This is a genomic window from Nocardiopsis endophytica, from assembly GCF_027706725.1.
GTDB classification, from domain to species: domain Bacteria; phylum Actinomycetota; class Actinomycetes; order Streptosporangiales; family Streptosporangiaceae; genus Nocardiopsis_A; species Nocardiopsis_A endophytica.
In genome coordinates this window covers 41,712-64,350 of record NZ_JAQFWQ010000003.1, presented here as the reverse complement: position 1 = coordinate 64,350, position 22,639 = coordinate 41,712, and the positions used below count along the sequence as shown (strand labels likewise).

The following is a 22,639-nucleotide window of genomic DNA, read 5'->3' as shown; positions in this document are numbered from 1 at the left end:
TAGGTTAAGCGCTTTCCCATTCCTGGCCGGAAGTCCCGATTCGGGAAGGGCGGGAGATACGGGGCGCGCCATTCGGACGCCTTTCCGGACCGGTCCGCCGGCCGTGCCGCGGGGCCGGGCCGGTCCGCCGGACCGGTCCACCCGGCCGCGCCGCGGGGCCCAGACGGCGCGAACGCACACGGCGCACCGCCCCCTGGGCCCCTCCGCCCCGCCTCCGAAGGCGTCCCGCCCGACCGGCGGGCTCCGGCGCCTCCCGAACGAAGGCCTCAGGCCGAGGCGTCGGCCAGCGCCTCCGACCAGATCGCCAGCGCCTCGTCGATCTGGTCGGCGTCGACCACCAGCGGCGGGATCATCCGCACCACGTTCCCGTGCGGCCCACAGGTCAGCAGCAGCAGACCGCGCTCGGTCGCCGCCTTGTGCGCCTTCGTCGCCGTCTCGGTGTCCGGGGACCCGTCCGGCGCCGTGAACTCGCTCGCGGCCATGAGTCCGAGCCCGCGCACGTCGCCCACGCGCGCGTGCCCCTCGGCCGCCTTGCGCAGCCCCGACAGCAGCCGTTCGCCGTTCCGGGCCGCGTTCTCCACCAGCCCTTCCTCCCGGATGACCTCCAGGGTGGCCAGCGCCGCCGCGCACGCCACGGCGTTGCCGCCGTAGGTGCCGCCCTGCGACCCGGGCCAGGCCCGCTCCATGACGCTCTCCGGAGCGGCGATCGCCGACAGCGGGAACCCGCTGGCCAGCCCCTTCGCGGTGATCACCACGTCCGGGCGGACCGCCGCGTGCTCATGCCCCCAGAACCGCCCGGTGCGCCCGAACCCGGTCTGCACCTCGTCGGCGACCAGCAGGATCCCGTGCTCGTCGGCGCGCCGCCGCAGCCCCTCCAGGAAGGCCGCGGGCACCGGCACGTACCCGCCCTCGCCCAGGACCGGCTCGATGAAGAACGCCGCGGTGTCCTTGGGGGAGGTGACCGTCGCGAACAGGTAGTCCAGCTCGGCCAGCGCGTACTCGACCGCCCGCTCCTCGCTCATCCCCAGCCGGTAGGCGTACGGGAAGGGCGCGACCGCCACGCCCGGCATGAGCGGCCCGATCCCCGCGCGGATCTTGGTGCCGGAGGTGGTGAGCGACGCGGCGCCCATCGTGCGCCCGTGGAACGACCCCTCGAACACGACCGCGTTCTGCCGCCCGGTCGCCTGGCGGGCCAGCCGCAGCGCCGCCTCGACCGCCTCGCTGCCGGAGTTGACGTAGAAGAGGCGGTCCAGGCCCTCGGGCAGGACCGTGCCCAGCTCCTCGGTGAGCCGCAGCAGCGGCCGGTGCATCACCGTGGTGTACTGCCCGTGGATGAGGGTGCCGACCTGCTTCTGCGCGGCCTCCACCACCTTGGGGTGGCAGTGGCCCGTGCTCGTGACCCCGATACCGGCGGTGAAGTCCAGGTAGCGGCGGCCGTCCTCGTCGTAGATGTGCACGCCCTCGCCGCGGGCGGCGAGGACCGGTGTGGCCTGCTTCAGGACCGGGGACAGCCGGGCCGACTGCTCGACCATGCGCGCGAACCTCATTCCGTAGGATTGTTGACAATCGACGGCGCTATGGAATCATCCGCCTGGGGCGGTGTCCAGACCGTGCTCTCCCGGGTCCCCCTACCCGCGGCCCCGTTAGCGAACCCGGTCCGCTGGGAAGGGGGCGGGCAGCGACGACGAAGAGGGAGCGGCAGACCGATGGCGCAGCGCAGCGACGAAGTGAAGGTCGTCGAGCAGGTGGACAAGCGGCTCATGGTCGGCGGCCGGTGGCGCGACGCCTCCGGGGGCGCGACCTTCGCCGTGGAGGACCCCTCGACCGGGGAGGCCCTGTGCGAGGTCGCCGACGCCTCGCGGGAGGACGCGTTCGCCGCCCTCGACGCCGCCGCCGGGGCCCAGGCCTCCTGGGCCGCCCGCGCCCCCCGGGAGCGCGGCGAGGTCCTGCGGCGCGCGTTCGAGATCCTGATGGAGCGCCAGGACGAGCTCGCGCTCCTGATGACCCTGGAGATGGGCAAGCCGCTGGCCGAGGCGCGCGGCGAGATCGCCTACGCCGCCGAGTTCCTGCGCTGGTTCTCCGAAGAGGCGGTGCGCGTCTCCGGCGGGTACGCCACCTCGCCCGACGGCAAGTCGCGCTTCCTGATCATGAAGCGCCCCGTGGGCCCGTCCATGCTGATCACGCCGTGGAACTTCCCCATGGCGATGGGGACCCGCAAGATCGGCCCGGCGGTGGCGGCCGGGTGCACCATGGTCCTCAAGCCCGCCCAGCAGACCCCGCTGTGCGCGCTCGCCCTGGCCGGGATCCTGGAGGAGGCCGGGCTGCCCGAGGGCGTGCTGAGCGTGCTGCCCACCACCGACCCGGGCGGGGTGACCGAGCCGCTGCTGAGGGACGGCCGCATCCGCAAGGTGTCGTTCACCGGCTCCACCGGGGTGGGGCGCACCCTGCTGGAGCAGAGCGCCGAGCAGGTGCTGCGCACGTCCATGGAGCTCGGCGGGAACGCCCCTTTCCTGGTGTTCGGCGACGCCGACCTGGACGCGGCGGTCGAGGGCGCCATGCAGGCCAAGATGCGCAACATCGGCGAGGCGTGCACCGCCGCCAACCGGTTCTACGTGCACGAGTCGGTGGCCGCCGAGTTCTCCCGCCGCCTGGGCGAGCGCATGGGCGCCCTGTCGGTCGGGCGCGGCACCGAGGAGGGCGTCCAGGTCGGCCCGCTGATCGACGCCCGTGCACGGGAGAAGGTGCAGCGCCTGGTGGACGACGCGGTGGGCCGCGGCGCGCGCGTGGTCGTCGGCGGCGGGGCGGCCGAGGGGCCCGGGTACTTCTACCGGCCGACCGTCCTGGAGAACGTGTCGCAGGACAGCGAGATGTACGGGACGGAGATCTTCGGCCCCGTGGCGCCGGTGAGCGTGTTCAGCACCGACGACGAGGCCCTGCGCGCGGCCAACGACACCGAGTACGGGCTGGTCAGCTACGTCTACACGAGCGACGTGACGCGCGCGCTCCGCGTCAGCGAGGCGCTGGAGACGGGGATGGTCGGCCTGAACCAGGGCATCGTGTCCAACCCGGCGGCGCCGTTCGGCGGGGTGAAGCACTCGGGCCTGGGCCGCGAGGGCGGGACCGTCGGGATCGAGGAGTTCCTCGACGTCAAGTACGTCGGCATCGGCGGGCTCGGGGCGGTGTAGGACCCCCGGGGCGATGATCTCGGCGAAAGTGCTGTCAGATCAGCCGGAATGACGGCTCGATCGTCGAGATCATCGCGGGCCGGGCGCCGTGGGACCGGGGCCGGCGGCCCTCAGTTCTCCTCGTCCGGGTCTTCGAACAGGGCGGCCTCGGGGGCCGGCGGGTCGCTCTCCTTCTTCCCCAGGCCGGTGTCGACCTCCACCCGGAACGACAGCGATTCCGCCGCGTCCTCGGGGACGAGGAAGCTCGCCACGAAGCCCCCCGTGTCGCCGGGCTTCAGCGGCTCCCCCTCGGCGTCGGAGCACCCCAGGAAACCGGGGAAGACCGCGCCGTCCGGCAAGGGGCGGTCGGTGTACTCGTTGCTCGTCTCCCAGATCCGGCCGTCGGCGCCGACGGCCTGGAAGCTGCACGTCTTCAACAGCTCTGCCGAGCGTTCGTCGCCCGGCGTCGCCCTGAATCCCACGTCGACCAGGGTGATGCCCGGCGGAGGCGGTTCGGTGTCCATGTAATCGTCGAGGACGACCCCGACCAGCTCCCAGTCGCTGCCGGAGATGCGGGCGGCGTCGCCGTCGGCGGGGACCGGGTCGGGCGGGATGGCCCCGGTCTCCTGCCACTGCTGCTTCTCCAGCATCCACGGGCCGCCGAGCGCGACGGGCAGCAGGACGACGATGCCCGCGATCCACGGAAGATGGAGCCGCTTCCACAGGGGAGGGCGGACCGCCGCACCCGCTCCGGCCGCGGCGCCGGCCTCGGCAGCGGCCCACTCCGGCGGACGGCCGCCGACGGCCGGGTCGGCGTAGTGCGCCCCGCCGTGCGCGGGGCCGGTCGGCGCGGGGCCGTCCTCAGGGCGCGCGAAGGTGGGGCGCGGCGCTGCCTGGTCGGGCGGCTCGGTCCCCATCGGGGCGGCGAAGGCGGGCGCCTGCTGGGGACCGCCGTACCCGGGGCCGCTGTGCTGAGAGCCGCCGTGCCATCCCTGGTGCGGTGGGCCCTTCGGCTCGACCAGCGGGGACGACTGCTGCGGCCCGGTGCCCTGGCCCGGGAACTGTGCCCCCTGCTGAGGGCGGTGGGGGCCGCCCTGCGCCGGGCCCGGAGCCGGGTGCTTGGGCTCCACGAAGGGCGGCGCCTGCTGCGGGCCGCTGTTCTGCGGAGCGGGGTACCGGCCGTGGGGCGGAGTGCTCTGCGGGGGCTGCTGTCCTCCCTGCGCGGTGCCCTGTACCGGGCCCTGCGCAGGGCCCACGGGGTCGATGAATGCCGACCCCTGCTGTGGTCCTTGCTGTGGATGCTGAGGGCCGGTGGGCGCGCCGTGCCGGGGACCGGACGGCGCGGCGCCCTGCTGCTGCCCCGGGGGCTGCGCCGCGTGCGGGCCGGGCGGAGGCGCGAACGACGGCGGCTCCGGCCCGCTCTGCGCGGGCCGCGGGTCCTGGTGGGACGGGAAGGACCGCTGCGGCGCCGACGGCCGCCGCTCCGGCGGGGCCGCATCCTGGCGGGGCGCCGCCTGCTGCGGCCACTGCGGCTGAGCGGGCTCCGCCGCCCCCTGGAGGCCGGGCGGGGGAGCGGGCTGCCGGACCTGCGGCGGGTAGGGCCCCTGCTGCGGGCCGGTGGGCGGCGCGCCCCGGGGGTGCTCGTGAGGCCGGTGCCGTCCCGTCCCCGGGTCGTGCTCGCGGCGGTCGTGCTGCTCGTCCTGCGGCGGCGCAGGGGCCAGTGGATCCCGGTCGTCGGGGTGCTGGGGGTCGTGACGGGCGGGCACGGGGCGTCACACCTTCTGCATCTCGGGCGCGGGCACGTCCAGGGTCTCCTCGGCGCCGTCGATCGCCTTCTTGAGCTCGTCCCCGGACAGCCCGAGCTTCACGTGGGCCTCCCCGGCGAGCCGCTGGCCGGGACCGCTGGAGATGGTCATCTGCACCACCGGGTCCTTCAGAGCCTTCTCGGGCACCTCGAACGCGGCGGCGCCCTTGATCGGGATGCCCGGCGGGAAGCCGTCGTCGACGGAACCGAAGGTGTTGTACAGCCACGACGTGGACGCGTAGACGTTCTCGTCGCCGCTGTCGAGCCGGGACTCGAACGTGGTCAGCTGCTTCTCCGTGGCGGTCACCTCCATGAACACCACCACCCACACGCCGTTGGCCTCGATGTACTCCGTCTCCGGTGCGAAGTCGGACAGTCCGGAGTCCTCGGCGCCGTCGCCGATGGCCTTCGCGAAGCGCACCTCGTCCACCTTGACGGTGAAGGACCCCGCGTCCACGGCGGCCGACGCGTCGCCGGAGGCCACCATCGGCTCGGTGACCGCGGAGTCGTTGGGGAACCGGAACGACTGGGCGAACATGAGCAGCGCCAACAGCACCAGCGAGGTGACCACGGTGGGCCAGCGCCGCCCGCGCGCGGGCTCGGGCGCGGCGGCGTGCCCCGCGGGCGGCTGCGGCTGCGGGGGCGGCGGGGGAGGGGGCGCGCTGACGGTGATCACTCCTCGATGGGCAGGTAGACGATGCCTCGCGTGTTCGTGTCGCCCCACCAGCGCTTGGTCTGGTCGGTGAAACCGGCATCGTAGCTGGCCCCGGTGACCGTCACCTTGACCTGGTCGACCTGGGCGACCTGCTCGGAGACGTCGTCCGGTTCGAGGAAGTCCTCGTCGCTGAAGACCTCCTCGGCCGACTTGGGCTTGGCGTCCGGGTCCTCGTCCTTGAGCTGCCAGGTCAGGACGGCCTCTTCGTTGACCTCCGGCTGGAGCTCGAAGACGGACCTGTCCGGCTGGCGGGTGAAGACCATGCTCATCGAGGTCGCGGCGAGGTCCTTGCGGCCGAACCGGGGATCGATCATGCCGCCGATGTTCGACACCGGGACCGGCTCGTTGAACCGCGTCTTGATGTCCGCCCGGATCTGGAGGGTGTGCGCCCCGGTGTCCGGGTCCTGGGTGAACGCCGCCTCGTGCAGCTTCAGCTCCAGCAGCGAGTTGCGGACCAGTTTGCCGGGGGCGACGTCCCGGAAGTCGGTGGACTTCGAGGCCTCGAAGCCGCCCGCGGCCCACAGGCCGGTGACGGCCACGGCGACCGCGAGCACGCTCACCGCGGCCGCGAGCAGGGTCGCTCGGGACCTCCGGGGCAGTCGGGCCAGCGGAGTGTCTTCTCCCGGATCGGGCGCATGGTGTGCCACGAGAAGGCAGTTTAGAGCGGAACGGTGACAGACGGGGGACCATGGGCCGAAAGAGGACAGGTGACAGGTGTGTGAACACGGGCCCGCCGGGAAGAAATGACCCCTCCCCGTCCCTGCTCGCCCTCCCCGGACGGGCCCGGTGGGCTCGGGCCCGCCGTGGACCCGGCGGCGCGGGACCCGCAGGCGGAAGGGTTCCGGCGGGCTGGAACCGACTCTGTAAGCGGGCTGAAAGCGCTGTAGAAGACGGCGTCTCTAGCGTGTGACGCGTTCGGCCAGACCGGGAACCGCAGGAGGACGGCCTGCGGGGTCCGGTCCGGCACGCCCACGGTGCTCGGTGCGGTGGTTCGGCCGCATCCGGGGGGTGCCCGTTCACTGATGAGATGGGATGGGATTCGATGCTGCTGACCGAGCCGAGCCGGGTCGACGAGGTGTTCTTCCAGATCGTCGAAGGCCTCGACGCTCCTTTCGTCGCCGTTGAACCGCCGGTCGCCAAGATGCGGCCTGCGAGTGATGACGACGGTGGCGACTCCCGCCAGGAGGAGATGGAGCCCTGGGAGGACGAGGACGACCTGCCCGGCGTCGACATCGAGTTGCCGTAGGCGCACCTCCAGGAGCGGGGCGCGCACCTGCGGCCTCGCGGAAAGGGAAGTGTGACATGACGGGGTGCACGACGCTGCAGGAGGAGTTCGACGCCATCACGGCCGGGCTCGGGGATGTCGTCGCGAAGACGAAGCCCTATGAGGAGCCCATCCCGGGCGGCGGACAGGAGAGGGAGCGCGAAGCCGATGGGGGCGACGCTCCGGAGGACACGGAGGAGCCGCCGGCGAAGTCGGACGGCTGACCGCCCTCTCAGCAGCTCGATCAGGGGACCGGTGGAGTCTTTCCGGCCGGGCCCGTAAATCCTCGCTCCGAGGATCGCGCCGGATCCGCAAATGGCCTTGGTACAGTGCCATTTGTGGATTTTGGCGTGCTCGGACCCATTTCGGCGTGGCGGGACGATGGTGAGCCTGTGCCCGTCGGCGGGCCGAGGCAGCGCTGTGTGCTGGGTGCCCTCCTGGTCGACGCCGGTAAAGAGGTCCCCATCGACCGGTTGATCGAGTATCTCTGGGATGACGATCCGCCCCGGACGGCACGCTCCGTGATCCAGGTACAGGTATCCCACCTCCGGCGTGCCTTTCCCGGGGTGATCGTGACTACTCCGGGTGGATATCTCGCCGATATCGATCGGCAGAAAGTGGATCTCCACCGCTTCCGGGACCTCGCCGCGCGCGGTCACGCGGCGGGCAGCACCGAGGAGGCCGTGGCCCTGTGGGAGCGCGCCCTCGAATGCTGGAAGGGGCGACCGTTCTCCGGTACCGGGAGCGACCGCCTCTGGTACGCGCTGGGCCAGCCCCTCGTCGAAGAGCAGTGGGCGACGGTCACCGCCTGGGCCGACGGGGCCTTCGCCCTCGGCCGCTACGACGACGTGGTCACCCGGCTGACCCCGCTGGTGCGCGAGGACCCGCTGCGCGAGCGCCTGCAGTACCTGCTCATCGCCGCACTCAACCGGAGCGGCCAGCGGGCCGCGGCACTCAGTGCCTACCAGGAGAACCGGCGCTACCTGGCGGAGGAGCTGGGCGTGGACCCCAGCCCGGAGCTCGTCGGCCTGCAGGAGCGAATCCTCACCGACACCGAGGGGCGCGACGCGCCGGCCGCCGACGCGGCCCCCGAGCCCGCTGCCGCGGAGTCCCCACAGGCCCCGTGGCCGACCGCGGCCACTCGCAACGACCTGCCGCGGGACCTGCCCGACTTCACCGGCCGCCAAGAGGACGTTCGCGAACTGCTGGAGGCGGCCGAGCGCGGTGAGGACGCCGCCCCGGTGTACGTGGTCACCGGCCCGGGCGGGGTCGGTAAGACCTCTCTCGTCGTGCACGCGGCGCACCTGTTGGAGCACCGCTACCCGGACGGCGCCTTCTTCATCGACCTCAACGGTTTCAGCCCCGAGCAGGCGCCCGCCTCTCCCGAGGCCGCCCTCGGGACCCTGCTGCGGGCCGTGGGCGTGGCGCCCGAGGCCATTCCGGACACCGTCGAAGAGCGGTCCGCCATGTGGAGGGCCCGCCTCGCCGGACGCCGGGTCCTCGTCGTCCTCGACAACGCCGCCGGGTACGCCCAGGTCCACCCTCTGCTCGCGGCGGCCGGGTCGTTCACCCTCATCACCTCGCGCCACGACCTGCCCGGGCTGAGCGGGGTGGGGCACCTGTCCCTCGACATGCTCGGCAGCGACGACTCCCTCCGGCTTCTGGAGATGGTCCTGGGCAAGGACCGCGTCACCGCCGAACCCGAGGACGCCGCGGAGGTCGTGCAGTTGTGCGGAGGGCTTCCTCTGGCCCTGCGCATCATCGCCGGGCGCATGCTGCACCGGAGGCGCTGGACGTTCGCGCACGTGCGCCAGCGGTTGGGGGAGGAGCGTCGGCGCTTCCTCGAACTGCGCGTCGAGGGGCAGAGCGTCGAGGCGGTCTTCGAGCTGTCCTACCGGAGCCTCACCGATGAGCAGCGGCGTATCTTCTGCCTGCTCGGGACCATGATCGGCGGCAGCATCGACCTGATGGGCGCCGCGGACCTGCTCGACGCGGACCCCCCCGACGCCGACGACCTCCTCCAGGAGCTGGTCAGTGTCTGCCTGCTGGACGAGCCGAGCGTGGACGTCTACCGCTTCCATGACCTCATCGGCGATTACGCGCGGCAGAAGGCCGCTGCGGAGCTGGAGGGCAAGGAGGCCGACGGCGCCCGGTGGCGGCTCGCGGAGCACTACCTGCAGCGGGCCAACGAGGCCGCCGGCTACCTGGGTCCCCGGGCCCACGAGTACGACCTGGTGGTGGTCCGGCGCTCCCGGTACGAGAGCGGCATCGGCAGCCGGGAGGAGGCCGTCGCCTGGTTCGAGACGCACCAGGACAACCTGGTGTCGGTGGTGGACTACTTCGCCGACCGGCAGGCGGGGGAGCACACCTGGCAGATCGCCGACGCGGTCTGGCGCTTCTACGCCGTGCACGGTCGCACGGAGCTGCTGGTGTCCACCCATGAGAAGGCGCTGGCGGCCAGCCGTCAGCAGGGAAGCGAGCGGGGAAGCGCCGTCACCCTGATCGGGCTCGGTATCGCCCAGGGGCTGGCGGGGCGGTACGCCTTGGCCCTCGACCTGCTCCAAGAGGCCAAGGAGCTGCTCACCAAGCTGGGCGACGATTTCGGGCTGATGCGCGTCGAGGCCAACATCGGTTCGGTCTATGAGCGGCTCGGCCGTTTCCGGGACGCCGCGGCGACGCTGACCTCGGTACTGGAGCACGCTCGCAGGACCGACAACCGCGCCTTGGAGTACCTGCAGCTCCTCAACCTCGGCGTCATGAAGCAGATGATCGGTGAGCACGAGGAGGCGATCGCGCTGGGCAGGACCGTGCTCGACGGTCCGGCGGATTTCGTCTTCCCGGACATGCGCGCCGTGGCGTTCCGGGTGATCGGGGACTCCTACACCGGGCTCGAGGATTACGACCAGGCCGTGCACTACCTCGAGCAGGGGGTCATCGCGGCCCAGGAGTGCGGAGACCACTCCAGTGAGGTCTTCGCACTGAACGGCATGGCCGCCGCACTCAGCGGGCGGGGGGAGGCCGAGCGGGCGGTGGAGGCCCACCTCCAGGCCCTCGAGCTGAGTAAGAAGGTCTCGTTGGGGAGTGCTGACTCTGAGATTCTCTACGGGCTGGGCCTCACCTACGGCAGGGCGGGCCGGGTAGGCGAGGCGCAGGAGGCGTACGAGAAGGCCCTGCGGATCGCTCGGGAGCGCAAGGAGCGATACGCGGAGGGCAAGGCGCTGCTCGGTCTCGGAACGCTCCAGCAGCCCAAGGACTCCAGGGAGGCCGAGACCGCGCGCGACCGGCTCTCCGCGGCCACGGCGATCTTCATGGAGATGGGTGTTCCCGAGGCCGACGAGGCACGAGACGCCCTGAAGCGCCTGGGCGGGCGTGTGCCCGCGCCGCGGATCGAGAGCGTCCCGGAGGGCGGCCCCGACGTGGAGGCCGATGAGGGCTTCAATCAGGTGGAGGAGTCGCCGAACCCCCGCGACCACCGGGATCAGTAGCCTTCCCAGGCCTCCTTCTCCTGCTGGTAGGCGATGACGGCCGGGTCGAGGAGTGTCGACGCCCGGACGTCCTTACCTCCGGACCCGTCTCCCTCCTCGCCGCCGTTCCCGCTGCTTCCGCCGCCTCCGCCGTCCCCGGCGGCCCCGCGGGCGCGGTCCTTGGGGAACACCTTCGCGGCCTCAAGGATGCGGTCGTCGAGGAAGCGCAGTTCCGGCGCGTCCTCCGGCACCGTCAGCTCCGGGTCCCCGTTCCGCCCCGGCGCGGCCAGGTAGAACCCCCAGTTTCCGAAGCTCGGCACGTCCACGTTGTACGGGACGGTGCTCCACCCCGCCTCCTTCAGGGACTCGCCCACGCTCCAGTACGCGTCGTTGGCGAAGTACGGCGACCCCGCCTGCACCGTCATCAGGCCGCCCTCGCGCAGCCGCTCCCGCACCAGCCCGTAGAACTCCACCGAGTACAGCTTCGCGGTCCCCACGTCGTCCGCGTCGGGCATGTCCACGATCACGGAGTCGAACCGGCGCCCGTCCTCGCGCAGCCACTTGAACGCGTCGGCGTTGACGACCTCGGCCCGCGGGTCGTCCAGGGCGTCCTCGTTCAGCTCCGACACCACCGGGTCCGTCCGCGCCAGCCGGGTGACGGCCGGGTCCAGGTCGACCAGGGTCAGGTGCTCCACATCCGGGTAGCGCAGCACCTCCCGCGCCGCCAGCCCGTCGCCGCCGCCGAGCACCAGCACGTCGCCGTGCGGCCCCGCCAGCGCCGGGTGCACCAGCGACTCGTGGTACCGGTACTCGTCCAGCGAGCTGAACTGCAGGTCCCCGTTGAGGAAGAGCCGGGTGTCCCGCCCGTCCCGGGTGACCACGATCTCCTGGTAGTCCGAGCGCTCGGCGTGCACGATCGGGTCCCGGTAGAGCGCCTGTCGCGCGGTCACCTCGAACCGGCCGGCCTGCAGGTAGGCGACGGCGAGCACCGCCACCACCACCGCCATCCCGGCGGCCGCCCCGGCCCGGGCGCGCGGGGCCAGCTCGGACCGGAAGATCCACAGCACCACCCACATGCCGACCAGGGCGTTCAGGGCTCCGACCGCCAGCGTGCCCTCGACCAGCCCCAGCACCGGCAGCAGCAGGAACGGGAAGGCCAGTCCGCCGACGAGCCCGCCCACGTAGTCCGCGGCGAACAGGTCGGCGACCGCGTCGGCGGCGTCCTGGCGCCTGATCCGCTGGATGAGCTTCATCAGCAGCGGGATCTCGGCGCCGATGAGCGCCCCCACCGCGAAGGCGCACAGCACCAGCGCGGGCTGGTACAGCGACAGGTAGGCGTAGGCGGCGTACAGCGCGAGCACCGACAGCCCGCCGACCACCGACAGGGCGCCCTCGATCACCACGAACCAGAACGCGGGGCGGCCGGTGAGCCCCTTCGAGGCCAGCGAGCCCACGCCCATCGCGAAGACCATGACGCTGAGCACGATCGAGGCCTGGGTGACGGTGTCGCCGAGCAGGTAGCTGCCCAGCGCCACCAGCGCCAGCTCGTACACCAGGCCGCAGGCGGCGCAGACGAAGACGCCCAGCAGCACCAGGAACCGGGCCGCGCGGGGGCCGACGGGAAGACGGGCGGGGGAGGCGCCCGCGTCGGGCGCCTCCCCCGCCTCCGCGGACCCGGCCGACCGCTCCGTGTCCACGGCCCCTTCGGAACCGCCCATCAGGAGATCGCCGCCGCCACCACCAGGGCGACGGACACGTGGGCGGTGGCGTTGACCCAGGCGGCGGGGACCAGCTCGGCGTGGTTCACGGCGTCGCCCAGGCGGCCGGGGGTCAGCAGGTCGATCGCGGCGAACGACACGGCCATCAGCACCAGGCCGATCACCCCGTACACGGCGGTGAGCAGCAGGCCCTCGGCGATGCCGTCGCTGTCGGAGGCGTAGATGGCCATGGCCACGACCATGGCGACGCCGAGGGTGTTGGCGGCAAGGACGAGGGTGGCGTTGGGGTTGCGGTCCTGCCAGATGAGGACGTGCAGCTTGCCGGGGGTGAGCAGGTCGACGATGAGGTAGCCGGCCAGCATCAGGATGAGGCCGAGGGCCCCGTAGGCGAATACGGCCAGGGCTTCGTAGAGGATGAACATGGTGTTTCGGGGGTTCCTTGTCTGTCGCGTTCCGTCATGGGCGCCGCGGGTGCGGAGCGCCGCCGCACCGGGGCTGCGGGGGGTCGGGGACGGTACAGGTCAGGGGGCCGCTCCCAGGGGCCGTCACAGGGGCCCGGCCACGGGGGTGCGGTCGCGGGCGGCCGGGCGCCGCCTCCGGCCTCACTTGCCGAAGCCGGGGCCGCCGCCGCGGAATCCGGAGCCGTCGCGGGAGCCGCCGCCCCAGGACGAGAAGAAGCCGCCCCCGCTCGAACCGCTGTTGTTGTTGTGGCCACTGGACCCGCGGGACCCGGAGGAGCAGCCGACGTAGATGTACTCGCCGTTCTCCTTCTCGTAGTCGCCGCGGTCGTCGCGGAACACGTATTCGCCGTTGACGCGGTCGTAGTCGCCGCATTCGGGGCGGCTCGACGCGTTGCCGAGCGAGACGAACGCCACGACGAGGATGGCGCCCGCCAGGCCGATGAGCAGCAGGATCTTGCCCGTGGTCCCTTCGATGTTCACGGGGCCGGGCTCCTTTCCTCGGAGGGATGGGGGGCGGTGCCCTGGACGGGGGCGACGCGGGTCCGCGTGCGGGTGCGGACCAGCTCGCCGGTCTGCGGGTAGGCGTGCCAGGTGCGCCACTCCAGGCATCCGGGGGCGGGGGACGCGGCGGCGAGTGCGGTCACCGCGGACGGCGACCCGGGGAAGGCGGCGGCGACCGCGGCGGGGTCGCCGTGGAGCCGGTCGACCAGGGCGCGGACGCGCCGGTCCAGCTCGGGGCCGGAGAACCGGTCGACCGCGCTGGTGAAGGCGTAGGAGGCCAGGCCGGGGACGTCGGGGGCGGCCGATCCGGGCAGGTGCCCGTCGGTGCCCGGCAGGCAGGCGACGGTCTCGACGACCCGCATCGACCCCTGGGGGCCGTCGGCCAGCACGACCTGGTGCGACGCCCCGAGGACGCGCAGCTCGACCGCGATCCCGGCCCCGGCACCGGCCGGGCCGACGGTGCGGGTGGCGAGTGCGGGCAGCGGCGGGCGGTCCAGCGTCCAGACCAGGTCGCGGGCACGGGTGTCGGCGAAGGGCACGGAGACCGGGACGGCGGTGCCGCCGCCGTCGGCCCCGGCACTGGCCCCGGTACCGGACTCGGAACGGGCTTCGGGAGCGGACGCGGTGCGCACGTCAGACGCCCGGCCCCTCGACGCCGCCGGAGGGATAGACGGTCAGGGTGCCGCGCCGCACGGGCGTGCCGGTCGCCGCCTCCCAGCCGCCGTGGTCGAAGCGCTCGAAGGAGAGCAGCGAGCCGTCGTCGGCCTCGTAGTCGGCGTAGTCCATGCCGCCGGAGGCGCGCAGCCCGGTGGTGCCCTCCGAGCGGTAGGAGGCGCTGCCGCGCTCGGAGAGCCGGTAGCGCACCCCGTCCAGCTCCTGGGAGGACGGGCCGGGGACCAGGTCCAGTTCGGGGCGGGCGGTCCCCAGGGCCATCTGCAGGTCGGGGTCCTCCTCGACGGACAGCCAGCGGCGGGCGGCCTGCCCGCCCCCGGCGTCGGTGCCCTGTGCGTCGACGAAGTGCTCGGCCCACTGCGCGCCGCCCTCGGAGAGCCGCAGGGTGCCGCGCACCCAGGCGCGCTCGGCCCCGAGCTCGACCATGTCCCCGGCGCGGAGGGCGCGTGGGTCCCCGTTGATGTCGCCGACGTCGGCGAACGGGTCGCGCGGGGCGGCCGGAGCGGACGGGGCGGACGCTGCGGGGCGGCCGCGGCGGCGGAGCTGGACGATCAGGATCGCCGCTCCGAGGACGACCAGTGCACCGAGCAGGATCAGGACCACGGTCGTGGGGGTGTCCAAGGCGCTCCTCCGGAGCTCGGGGGTCGAAGTCCGGCCCTATGTGACGTGCGGGGCCGTCCCCAGGGTTCCACCTGCGGGGTCACGACCCCGTCACGGTTTCGGTGCACCTCGGCGGGGATCCGCCGCCCCGCGTCGGACCCGGGGGCCGCACTGCGCGCCCATGACGGCGCCCGCCCTCCTCTCCGGGCCGGGATTCGCCTGCGGGGAACGGCCCATGGCCGTCAGCACCACTCCGGAGCCCAGTGCTCGACGGTCAGGAACTCCCCGGACATGTCCTCCCAGAGAAGCGTGGTCCCGTCCGGCGGTGCGACCGAGGTCGCGATGAACCGCTGGAGGAGTTCGCGGACGGGGAGGGCGCGCACGCCCAGTTCGGCCGCCAGGAGCGCGTGGACCTCGTTCCAGTCGCGCGGGTGGTCGGCGCTGTCGTCCGGGATGTTCGGAGCGGAGCGGTTCCGAGAGCGCTCGTGTTGGGCGGCCGCCTCCTCCACTCCCCGGCTCCGCAGGGGGATCTCCAGGTCCAGGAGGTCGGGGACGCCGATGAGGAGTTCCAGCGCCTCGGTGAGGTCGCGGCCGAGCACCTGGACATAGCCGCCGTCCCCCTCGTAGTAGACGACGGGGTCGTGTTCGCCCGTGCCGCACAGGAGGTAGGCGCTTCCGGTGGAGGCCGACCCGATCCACGTCAAGGGGGCGCCCGAGGGCAGGGAGAGGGGCCAGTCGACGGGTTCCCCCTCTTCGGCGAAATGATCGATGTCGTACAGGACGGTCCGGGCGAGTTCGCTGCCGCGCAGACGCTCCAGCAGCCCGGGCCGTCGTGGCTCCGCACCGCTGCCGGCCGGATCGGACTCCATGTGCGCTCCCCTCGGTCTCCGCGGGCGGGAGGCCCGCTGTGCGCCCGTTGGATGGGGTGGACGCGGAAGCGGTTCCAGGCCGAGGGGAATGGGGACACCACGGCACCTAAGGCGAGGAGGCCGGGACGTTCCAGCGGCCTCGGGAGGAACGGGCGAAGGCGGCGCGGACCAGCGCGGCGTCCCCGTGGGCACGGCACAGGTCGCCGTGGACGTCGCCGCCCTCGCGCGGGTCGGGGCAGCCCTCCTCGGCACAGCGCCGGTCGCCGAGGCGGGAGCGGAGGACGCGGACGGCGTCGGTGTGCGCCGCGCAGTACGGCTCGTCGGGATCGGTCATCCCGATGCAGCCGGGCACGGCGCACACCCGCTCCCCGTTGAGTCGGCGGGACAGGCGCACCCACCAGGGGAAGGGCCGCGCATCATCGGGGTCGGGGATGGTGGTCGCGGCACCCATGCCCTGAAAGTGCGACGGGGGAGTGCGCCGGGCAAGGGAAGGGGCCGCCCCCGGCCGTTCTTCTCTAGAGAGGTTTGGTCCGCCGCCGTGTGGAAACCGTCCTTCCATGCGCGAGGACCGGGGAGGCCGAGCCTGAGGGCGCGGCCTCCCCGCATTGCGTCCGGGGACGAACCCTCTTTCCGGGACGGCCCGGAAGGCTCCTGCCTCCGGCTTCACCCGCGCCCCCGGATCAACGCCCCGCTGCGCGCCCCGACTCGTGTGCGAGCACCCCTGTACGTCCGCTAGACTGATCAGCGTTGCCACGGGGTGTAGCGCAGCTTGGCAGCGCGCTTCGTTCGGGACGAAGAGGTCGTGGGTTCAAATCCCGCCACCCCGACAGAGGAACGGGTGTCCACATGAGTGGGCACCCGTTCTTTGTGTCTCGTCCTCCTGGCGCTCCGTGGTCCGACGCACATACCCGACGGGCGCGGCCTTGTCCATCAGGCGGCATCGCTCCCTGAGGCGGTACTGGGTGAGTACGGTGGGCGCCGTGGCGACGAAGGAAGAGCTGCACGCACTGGTGGACCGCCTGGCCGCCGTCACGGTGCGGGGGGACGACCAGCCGTCGGGCCACACTGTTGGCGGCCGTGGTAGGCGGGGGTCAGGCGGTCAGGACCCGGTCCGGGGTGTCGAGCCACAGGTCTTGGCGGCCGTCGGGGTGCACGGTCACTCCGAGCCGGTCACGGCCTGGCCGTCCGGCCCGCTCCCAGGCGGCGCGCGCGGCGGCGACCTCCGCCCACAGGTCGCGCGCCCCGCCCGCGAGGGTTTCGTAGGGCGGGCCCGCGGGGGTGTACTCGGCGGTGGCCCACGACCCGGCGCGGTCGTACAGCCGGACGGTCGCCTCGCCGACGGCGTCCGTCGCGTCGTCGGCGGCCTCGGCGACGTGCGCCACCAGGCCGGGCACGAGGTGCCCCAGCACCACGCCCCACCCGGGATCCGGGTCGGAGACGGTGCGCGGGTTCAGCGCGGTCTCACCCGCGGCCGTGCCGGGGGCGGCCTCATCGATGTGGTCGCGCCAGGAGTCGACGGCGCGCCGCTGGTCCCGGAGCCACATGAACGCCGCGTCCCGCAGCATCCGGCCGCGAGCCGCCCCGTCCTCACCGACCACCAGCCGAAGCAGCGCCGCCGACGTGTACCCGGGCCCCCACGGGGTGACGATCCGGCCGCCGGGGCGCACCTGCTCCAACCAGGCCGGCGGGACCTGCTTGGCGCCGACCGTCGCGAGCACGTGGTCGAACGGGCCGTGGTCCGGGACCCCGGCCGCGCCGTCGCCGGTGATGATGGTGGGCTTGTACCCCAGCTCGGCGAGCGTGCGGCGCGCCCGCTCGGCCACGCCGGGGTCCACCTCGATGGAGACGACCCGGTCGTCGCCGAGCCGTTCGCACAGCAGCGCCAGGTTGTACCCGGTGCCGGTGCCGACCTCCAGGACCCGGTCGCGGTCGGCGGTGTCGAGCGCCTGGAGCATGGCCGCCACGAGGGACGGCTGGGAGATGGAGCTGGTCGGAACGATCCCGGTGCCGTCGGGACCGGCGGGCTCGCCGTCGTCCACCTGGGTCATGAGGGCGTAGTCCTGGTGGATCCACCGGGACACGTCGGCGTCGGTGCGGGGGTAGGGCGCGAACACGGTGCGCCCTTGCCGAGTGGTCCGGATCCACACGGTCTCCGGGATGAACGCGCTCCGGTCCACGGCGAGGACGGCGCGGTGCCACGCCGGGTCGAGCACCTCGCCCTTGGAGGTGAGGGCGCGGGCGATCCGCGCCCCCGGTGCCGCGTTCACTTGTTCGGGTCCTGGCCGTCGCCGCCCTGCTCCGGCATCGGCTCCGAGCCGTGCTTGGCGGGGTCCTGGCCGTCGCCGTCCTTGCCGGGGCCGCTGTCGCGGGGAGTGTCCTGGTCGCCGTGCCTGCCCATGGCGGGTCCCTTCGAGAGGGGGTGACTTCGTGATCACGGTAACCCGGTGGTCGCAAGGCGTCACCGCATCCGGCCGAATACGGTCGCAGGTTGGACGACCGTCCCAAGCAGGGGCATGTCGCGGTGGCGAGCGAGGCCGCCGTAGGCCGGAGCTTGTGTGGTGTGGGCCCCATCCCCGCGAGGCGCAGGCCGCCGCTGCGTCAAGCCGCGATGAGACGGCTCACCAGTAGGTCCGTCCGCCGTTCGGCGTCCGCCTTCGGCAGCCGTCCCGAGCGGCCCAGGGTGGCCAGGCCGTGCAGGGACGCCCAGAACACCTCGGTGAACATTGCGGGGTCGACGCCGTCGCCCGCGACTTCGCCGAGGGGGTCCAACAGGGAGGCGAAGGCGTCCTTCAACGGCTCCGGGGTGTCCTCGTGGGCGAACACCAGGCCCCCGTCGAGCCGGAACATGGCGTCGTAGACCGCCGGGTTGCTCTCGGCGAAACCGAGGTAGGCGCGGGCGAGGGCGGTGACCCGGGCGCGCGGGGTGTCCGCGGCCGAGGTGGCGGCCCGCGCCGCCGCGGCCATCTCCGCGGCGCCTTCGAGGGCGACGGCGCCGATGATCTCGCGCTTGCCCCGGAAGTGGCTGTAGAGGACGGGCTGGCTGTACTCGATGTGCTCGGAGAGCCTGCGGGTGGTGACCGCGTCCCAGCCGTGCTCCTCGGCGATCTCGCGGGCCGCCGCCACGATGAGGCGCTCGCGGTCCGCCCGTTCGCGCTTCTTGCGCTCCTGTACCGACATGGATCGATCCTAGCACTGCTAGACAAACGAGCGCCGGTAGTACTAGCTTTGCTTCATCAGCTAGCAGTGCTAGATCCTAGGAGGGGTCGCCATGCTCGACGTGCTCGAGGTCCTCACCATCGTGGTGGTCGGCGTGATGGTGGGGGTGGAGGCCTCCGTCGCCTTCGTCATCAACCCGATCCTCGACGCCCTCCCCGACGACAGCGCCGTGCGGGGCCGCGCCCACGGGGGCAGGATGCTCGGCGCCCTGATGCCGGTCTGGTACATCACGTCGCTCGTCCTGGTCGTGGTCTGGGCCGTCGTCGAATGGGGAGAGCAGGGCACCGTCCTCGTCGTCGCCTCGGCCGCGCTCCTGATCCTCAGCGTGGTCATGTCGCTCCTGCTGCTCGTCCCGATCAACAACCAGGGCAAGACGTGGACCCCCGAGACCCGCCCGGCCGACTGGAAACAGCGGATGAAGCGGTGGGACCGCTACCACTACGTCCGCGTCGCGGTCATCATCGCCGCCTTCGCCCTGCTGCCCGCCGCCCTCGTCTGAGCCTTCGGGCCCGTGTCCCCCTCGATGGGCCCTGGCCCGGGACTCGTCCCGGGCCAGGGCCTTCGTGCGAGGTCAGCCGGACATGCCACCGGCGAAGGGCGTCGTGCGCCAGTGGTCGACCGCGGGAGCGAGGTACTCCATCAGCTCGGGAAGCCGCGGTGCCAGGGCGAGAGTGGCGATGGCCCGCAGCATCCCCAGGGCGTTGACGAAGGCGAGGACGTCCTTGTCGAGCGGCCTCATCCCGTTGCGGCGCGCCCCGCGGTCGTAGGCGGCCTCGAGCTCGGGCCCCAGCGCGGCCAGGTCCCATTCCACGGGCCCCAGCGTGATCAGCTCGAAGTCGGCGTAGAGGTCGCCGTCCGCGCCGTTGAAGATGTTCGCGGCCGGGGAGTCGCCGTGGACGGGCTGGATGCCGATGCCGGGGAACCGGGCCTCGAAGGCGCCCTGTGAGCGCACGAGGGGTTCGAGGAGCCGCCATTCGCGGCGGGCGCGGTCGAGGTCGTCCGGCCCGATCAGGTCGGGGTGCCGGCCGAGCCGGTCCAGGCCGTCCGCGATGGAGTCGGGATCGGCCGCGGACAGGAACCCCAGGTGCCCGGGGTAGTCGCGGAGCGCCGCGTGAAGGGCGGCGACGCTCTCGGCATTGGCCGCGTAGTCGGGTTCCTTGCCCCGGGCCTCCTCGACGAACGGCCAGAACGTCATCGAGTACCCGTCGCGCTTTACGGGTTCGCGCGGCACGAGCGGGCTCGGTGCGATCACGGGAACGCCCCGGTCGGCCAGCCAGCGGGTGACGTCCAACTCGTCCCGCTGGCGGCGCGCGAGGGCGTCCAGGTCGTCCGGGCGGGGCAGCGCCGTGGGGACCCGGGCCACGACCGGAGAGGGTGCCAGGTGGACGACGACGGAGAAGACGTCGTGGAGCACCACGGGCTCGGAGACGGTCAGGCCGAGCCCGCGCCCGGCCGCGACGGCCGCCCCGACGGCGGCGGAGGTACGGTCGGCACGCTGGTGCGGGGTCAGGAAAGTGGTCATGGATCCCTCGTCTCGGTGGACGTGTCGTTGAAGGGCCGCGTAGGGGCGGCGGGCCGGGACGGGTCAGCACCTGCGGCCGGCGCGCAGCTCCAGCCGTTCGGTCCCGAATGCCTCACGAAAGCCCCGGTCGTGCGAGACCGCGACGACCGCCCCCGGGAACGCCGCGAGCGCCGCCTGAAGGTCCTCGACCAGGTCGAGGGCGATGTGGTTGGTCGGCTCGTCGAGGAGCAGGAGGTCCGCCGGGCGGGTCACCAGGGTCGCGATCTGCAGGCGCCGCTGCTGTCCCACGGAGAGCTCGGCGACCGGCACACGGAGGTCCTCCTCGCGGAACAGGCCCAGCGACAGCAGCCGTTCGGCGTGCTCGTCCGGTGCCCCCGGCCGTCCCTCGGCGAACGCGGCCAGCAGTGGCAGCCGTGTGGCGCGCGCGGGCGGGTCCTGCGTGAGGTGGCCGACGCGGGCGGGGAGGCGCACGGAACCGGCGTCCGGCCGCAGATCGCCCGCGAGGACGCGGAGCAGCGTCGTCTTGCCCGCCCCGTTCCCGCCGGTGACGAGGAGGCGTGCCCCGGCCACGATCTCCACGTGCCCGTCCAGGCGCAGCCGGTCCCCCACGCGGACGTCGTCGAGTTCGGCGAGTGGGCCCGGGCCGGGCCCATCGTCCGTCGGCCGGGGCGGCGACGTGAACCTGAGCGGGTCCGGCGGTTTCGCCACCGGGTTGCGCCGCAGGTGCGCCAGGCGCTCCCGGGCCGAGCGCACCTGCCCGCCGAGCTTGGCCTCGCTGGACCGGCGGTGTTTGCCGAACCCCTGCCCCGGGTCGCGGCCCGTGGTGGCGAGCCGCCTGCCCGCGGCCTCCAACAGCCGCTCCGAACGGGCCACCTCCTCGACCCACTCCGCGTACCGCTGCTCCGCCCCGCGCCGGGCGGCGGCCTTGGCGGCGCGGTAGCCGGCCCACCCGTCGCCGTACCGGCGCACGGTGCGCTCGTCCCGGTCGACTTCGAGAATGGTGGTGGCGATCCGCTCCAGGAAACCGCGGTCGTGGGTGACCGCGACGACGGTGCCGCGGTGCGCGCGCAGGTGGTCCTCCAGCCAGCGCACGGCGGCGGCGTCGAGGTGGTTGGTCGGTTCGTCGAGGAGCAGCAGTTCGGGGGCGGCGGCCAGGACGCAGGCGAGTGCCAGGCGCGACCGCTCGCCGCCGGAGAGCGAGCCGAGCCGGCGGTCGCGGGTGATCCCGGCGAGCCCGAGCCCGTGCGCGGCCGCGTCCACGCGGGCGTCGGCCTCGTACCCGCCGCGTTCCTCGTACGCGGTCAGCAGCTCACCGTAGGCGGCGAGCTCCTCGTCCGACGCGTCGGCGAGCGATTCCTCCGCCGCGCGGAGTCGTCGTTCCATGTCGCGCAGTTCGGCGAGGGCGAGGTCGACGGCGTCCTGAACGGTGCGGTCCGCACCGAGGGCGAGGGTCTGGGCGAGGTGCCCGGTGCCGCCGGGGAAGCGGACGGTGACCTCCCCGCGGTCGGGGGATTCGGCCAGGGCGAGCAGGCGGAGCAAGGTGGACTTGCCGGACCCGTTCTCGCCGATGACGGCGGCCTTCTCACCCGGCCGGACGGTGAAGGAGAGCTGGTCGAAGATGGTCCGTTCGCCGTAGGCCTTGGTGACGGAGGCGACGGACAGCTGCGCCACGGCGACGGGGCCGTCGGCGCGCAGAGCAGTGGAGGCGCGGTCGCGCATAGGGCTTTCCAAGCATGCGAATGGTCAACGGGCAGCAGAAACGGCGGCATCGGCCGTGCCCGGACTCACATGAAGTAATGGAAAGCCATGGCGCCAGACTAACAGGCGAGTCCCTCATGGCAGGGCTGACGTGACGAGTGCCACCGGGCATTCACCCGAGACGCTTCTCCCTAGAGCATGCGGCGCACTTCCCTTTCAGTCCTGAGACCGCCCGCAGCCTCCCCACGGCTGCGGGCGGCCGTTCTCATTGGCCAGGATTCGCTTGGGCCCCGAACTCGCCGTCGAGCGCTGGGCTCACGCGGCGGCCCTCGTGGGAGCGACGGTGGCGAGGGCGAGGCTGCCACCCAGTCGTGCGGCGAGGTCGACCAGCGCGGCCAGGTCGCGCCGTTCCCGTTCGGCCTGCTGCCGCTCCCAACGTCGGTAGTACCGCCTCACCCGGCCTGCGGCCGGGGTGCGCCGGAGGTGCCGGTCGGACGCTGCGAGCACCGCTTCGAGGGTGTCGAGGCCGTGGCAGGAGACCTGTGCGTCGTGGAGCTTGTGCACGGCGGTGAACAGCAGGCGCTCGCCGTCGCTGGTGTAGCCGATGCCCCAGCTCGTGTACCGCAGGGCGAGGTCGACGAAGCGGGCGTACCGGGCGCCGTCCAGAGGCGGCGGGGTGTAGCTGATCATGACCGCCGCTCCGCGCCGCCGATGCCGAGCCCGTAGTTGACCGGGAACAGGGCCGGTGCGAGCCGCAGGGCGCGGACCGTGGTGTCGAGGTCGTGCGCGTCGGCCTGTTCGAGAACGCCGCAGACGTAGTCCGCACGAGCGGACCGGATCCGCTCCCGCACGTTCCGATGCGCGAAGTCGGAGGGCGGCGCGACGTCCATCGCATCGCGGACGGCGCCGAAGAGGTCGTTCAGAGTTCCCCTAAGCGATTTCCTGCCTGGTTCGACACCAGGGTCGGCGGG

Annotated in this window: 23 protein-coding genes and 1 tRNA gene; 6 read left to right on the top strand and 18 right to left on the bottom strand. The window is 73.1% G+C overall.

Going from position 1 to position 22,639, the window contains the following annotated elements; all coding sequences use genetic code 11:
- Positions 1-266 precede the first annotated feature (266 nt).
- On the bottom strand, positions 267-1,532 hold the full coding sequence (locus O4J56_RS01760; protein ID WP_270683326.1) for an aspartate aminotransferase family protein: 1,266 nt from the start codon (positions 1,530-1,532) through the stop codon (positions 267-269).
- Between the two features lie 174 nt (positions 1,533-1,706).
- Between O4J56_RS01760 and O4J56_RS01755 the strand changes: the two genes are divergently transcribed.
- Entirely contained in the window at positions 1,707-3,185 is a 1,479-nt protein-coding gene (locus O4J56_RS01755; RefSeq protein WP_270683257.1) for an NAD-dependent succinate-semialdehyde dehydrogenase, read from the top strand.
- Between the two features lie 110 nt (positions 3,186-3,295).
- Here O4J56_RS01755 and O4J56_RS01750 read toward each other — a convergent pair whose 3' ends face one another.
- Genes O4J56_RS01750 through O4J56_RS01740 form a run of 3 tightly spaced genes read right to left on the bottom strand, consistent with a single transcriptional unit; the run spans position 3,296 to position 6,330 of the window.
- On the bottom strand, positions 3,296-4,930 hold the full coding sequence (locus tag O4J56_RS01750; protein WP_270683256.1) for a hypothetical protein: 1,635 nt from the start codon (positions 4,928-4,930) through the stop codon (positions 3,296-3,298).
- A gap of 6 nt (positions 4,931-4,936) precedes the next feature.
- Entirely contained in the window at positions 4,937-5,644 is a 708-nt protein-coding gene (locus tag O4J56_RS01745) for a hypothetical protein (protein WP_270683255.1), read from the bottom strand.
- Complete coding sequence (locus tag O4J56_RS01740; RefSeq protein ID WP_270683254.1) at positions 5,641-6,330, bottom strand: hypothetical protein; 690 nt, start codon at positions 6,328-6,330, stop codon at positions 5,641-5,643. The genes O4J56_RS01745 and O4J56_RS01740 overlap by 4 nt, the downstream gene beginning before the upstream one ends.
- A 380-nt stretch (positions 6,331-6,710) precedes the next feature.
- Between O4J56_RS01740 and O4J56_RS01735 the strand changes: the two genes are divergently transcribed.
- The 3 genes from O4J56_RS01735 to O4J56_RS01725 all read left to right on the top strand — a co-directional run bounded on the left by O4J56_RS01735 (position 6,711) and on the right by O4J56_RS01725 (position 10,432).
- Complete coding sequence (locus O4J56_RS01735; RefSeq protein ID WP_270683253.1) at positions 6,711-6,929, top strand: hypothetical protein; 219 nt, start codon at positions 6,711-6,713, stop codon at positions 6,927-6,929.
- 56 nt (positions 6,930-6,985) lie between these two features.
- Entirely contained in the window at positions 6,986-7,171 is a 186-nt protein-coding gene (locus tag O4J56_RS01730) for a hypothetical protein (protein WP_270683252.1), read from the top strand.
- Positions 7,172-7,564: 393 nt separating this feature from the next.
- The gene (locus O4J56_RS01725) at positions 7,565-10,432 is read left to right on the top strand and encodes an ATP-binding protein (protein WP_270683251.1); all 2,868 of its coding nucleotides are present in this window, start codon (positions 7,565-7,567) and stop codon (positions 10,430-10,432) included.
- Here the strand turns inward: O4J56_RS01725 and O4J56_RS01720 are convergent.
- The 7 genes from O4J56_RS01720 to O4J56_RS01690 form a co-directional block, all read right to left on the bottom strand.
- A complete protein-coding gene (locus O4J56_RS01720) occupies positions 10,426-12,129 on the bottom strand; it encodes a polyamine aminopropyltransferase (RefSeq protein WP_270683250.1) in 1,704 nt (567 codons plus the stop codon). The genes O4J56_RS01725 and O4J56_RS01720 overlap by 7 nt on opposite strands.
- A complete protein-coding gene (locus tag O4J56_RS01715; protein WP_270683249.1) occupies positions 12,129-12,551 on the bottom strand; it encodes a DUF350 domain-containing protein in 423 nt (140 codons plus the stop codon). Before O4J56_RS01715 ends, O4J56_RS01720 begins: the two co-directional genes overlap by 1 nt.
- 180 nt (positions 12,552-12,731) lie before the next feature.
- Positions 12,732-13,070 (bottom strand): hypothetical protein, encoded by a 339-nt coding sequence (locus O4J56_RS01710; RefSeq protein ID WP_270683248.1) that lies wholly within the window; start codon positions 13,068-13,070, stop codon positions 12,732-12,734.
- Positions 13,067-13,723: a DUF2617 family protein gene (locus tag O4J56_RS01705; RefSeq protein WP_270683247.1), complete on the bottom strand. Its 657-nt coding sequence runs from the start codon at positions 13,721-13,723 to the stop codon at positions 13,067-13,069. The genes O4J56_RS01710 and O4J56_RS01705 overlap by 4 nt, the downstream gene beginning before the upstream one ends.
- A gap of 1 nt (position 13,724) precedes the next feature.
- Positions 13,725-14,384 carry a DUF4178 domain-containing protein gene (locus O4J56_RS01700; protein ID WP_270683246.1) on the bottom strand — a complete coding sequence of 220 codons (660 nt, stop codon included), beginning with the start codon at positions 14,382-14,384 and terminating at the stop codon, positions 13,725-13,727.
- Positions 14,385-14,605: 221 nt separating this feature from the next.
- A complete protein-coding gene (locus O4J56_RS01695; RefSeq protein WP_270683245.1) occupies positions 14,606-15,232 on the bottom strand; it encodes a hypothetical protein in 627 nt (208 codons plus the stop codon).
- 106 nt (positions 15,233-15,338) lie between these two features.
- Positions 15,339-15,683: a hypothetical protein gene (locus tag O4J56_RS01690; RefSeq protein ID WP_270683244.1), complete on the bottom strand. Its 345-nt coding sequence runs from the start codon at positions 15,681-15,683 to the stop codon at positions 15,339-15,341.
- Positions 15,684-15,985: 302 nt separating this feature from the next.
- Here O4J56_RS01690 and O4J56_RS01685 point away from each other — a divergent pair.
- Positions 15,986-16,059 (top strand) — tRNA-Pro (locus O4J56_RS01685).
- 264 nt (positions 16,060-16,323) lie between these two features.
- Here the strand turns inward: O4J56_RS01685 and O4J56_RS01680 are convergent.
- The 3 genes from O4J56_RS01680 to O4J56_RS01670 form a co-directional block, all read right to left on the bottom strand.
- A complete protein-coding gene (locus O4J56_RS01680; protein ID WP_270683243.1) occupies positions 16,324-17,499 on the bottom strand; it encodes a methyltransferase domain-containing protein in 1,176 nt (391 codons plus the stop codon).
- Positions 17,496-17,630 carry a hypothetical protein gene (locus O4J56_RS01675; protein WP_270683242.1) on the bottom strand — a complete coding sequence of 45 codons (135 nt, stop codon included), beginning with the start codon at positions 17,628-17,630 and terminating at the stop codon, positions 17,496-17,498. Before O4J56_RS01675 ends, O4J56_RS01680 begins: the two co-directional genes overlap by 4 nt.
- A 200-nt stretch (positions 17,631-17,830) precedes the next feature.
- Positions 17,831-18,409: a TetR/AcrR family transcriptional regulator gene (locus tag O4J56_RS01670; protein WP_270683241.1), complete on the bottom strand. Its 579-nt coding sequence runs from the start codon at positions 18,407-18,409 to the stop codon at positions 17,831-17,833.
- A 91-nt stretch (positions 18,410-18,500) separates the two neighbouring features.
- On the opposite strand from O4J56_RS01670, the gene O4J56_RS01665 reads away from it, so the two are divergent.
- On the top strand, positions 18,501-18,947 hold the full coding sequence (locus O4J56_RS01665) for a DUF1772 domain-containing protein (RefSeq protein WP_270683240.1): 447 nt from the start codon (positions 18,501-18,503) through the stop codon (positions 18,945-18,947).
- A gap of 72 nt (positions 18,948-19,019) precedes the next feature.
- Here the strand turns inward: O4J56_RS01665 and O4J56_RS01660 are convergent, their stop codons facing one another.
- The 4 genes from O4J56_RS01660 to O4J56_RS01645 form a co-directional block, all read right to left on the bottom strand.
- Positions 19,020-19,970, bottom strand: a complete 951-nt coding sequence (locus O4J56_RS01660) for an aminoglycoside phosphotransferase/kinase family protein (protein WP_270683239.1) — start codon at positions 19,968-19,970, stop codon at positions 19,020-19,022.
- A gap of 63 nt (positions 19,971-20,033) precedes the next feature.
- On the bottom strand, positions 20,034-21,689 hold the full coding sequence (abc-f, locus tag O4J56_RS01655) for a ribosomal protection-like ABC-F family protein (protein ID WP_270683238.1): 1,656 nt from the start codon (positions 21,687-21,689) through the stop codon (positions 20,034-20,036).
- 294 nt (positions 21,690-21,983) lie between these two features.
- On the bottom strand, positions 21,984-22,358 hold the full coding sequence (locus O4J56_RS01650) for a hypothetical protein (RefSeq protein ID WP_270683237.1): 375 nt from the start codon (positions 22,356-22,358) through the stop codon (positions 21,984-21,986).
- A complete protein-coding gene (locus O4J56_RS01645; protein WP_270683236.1) occupies positions 22,355-22,519 on the bottom strand; it encodes a hypothetical protein in 165 nt (54 codons plus the stop codon). Before O4J56_RS01645 ends, O4J56_RS01650 begins: the two co-directional genes overlap by 4 nt.
- Between the last annotated feature and the right edge of the window lie 120 nt (positions 22,520-22,639).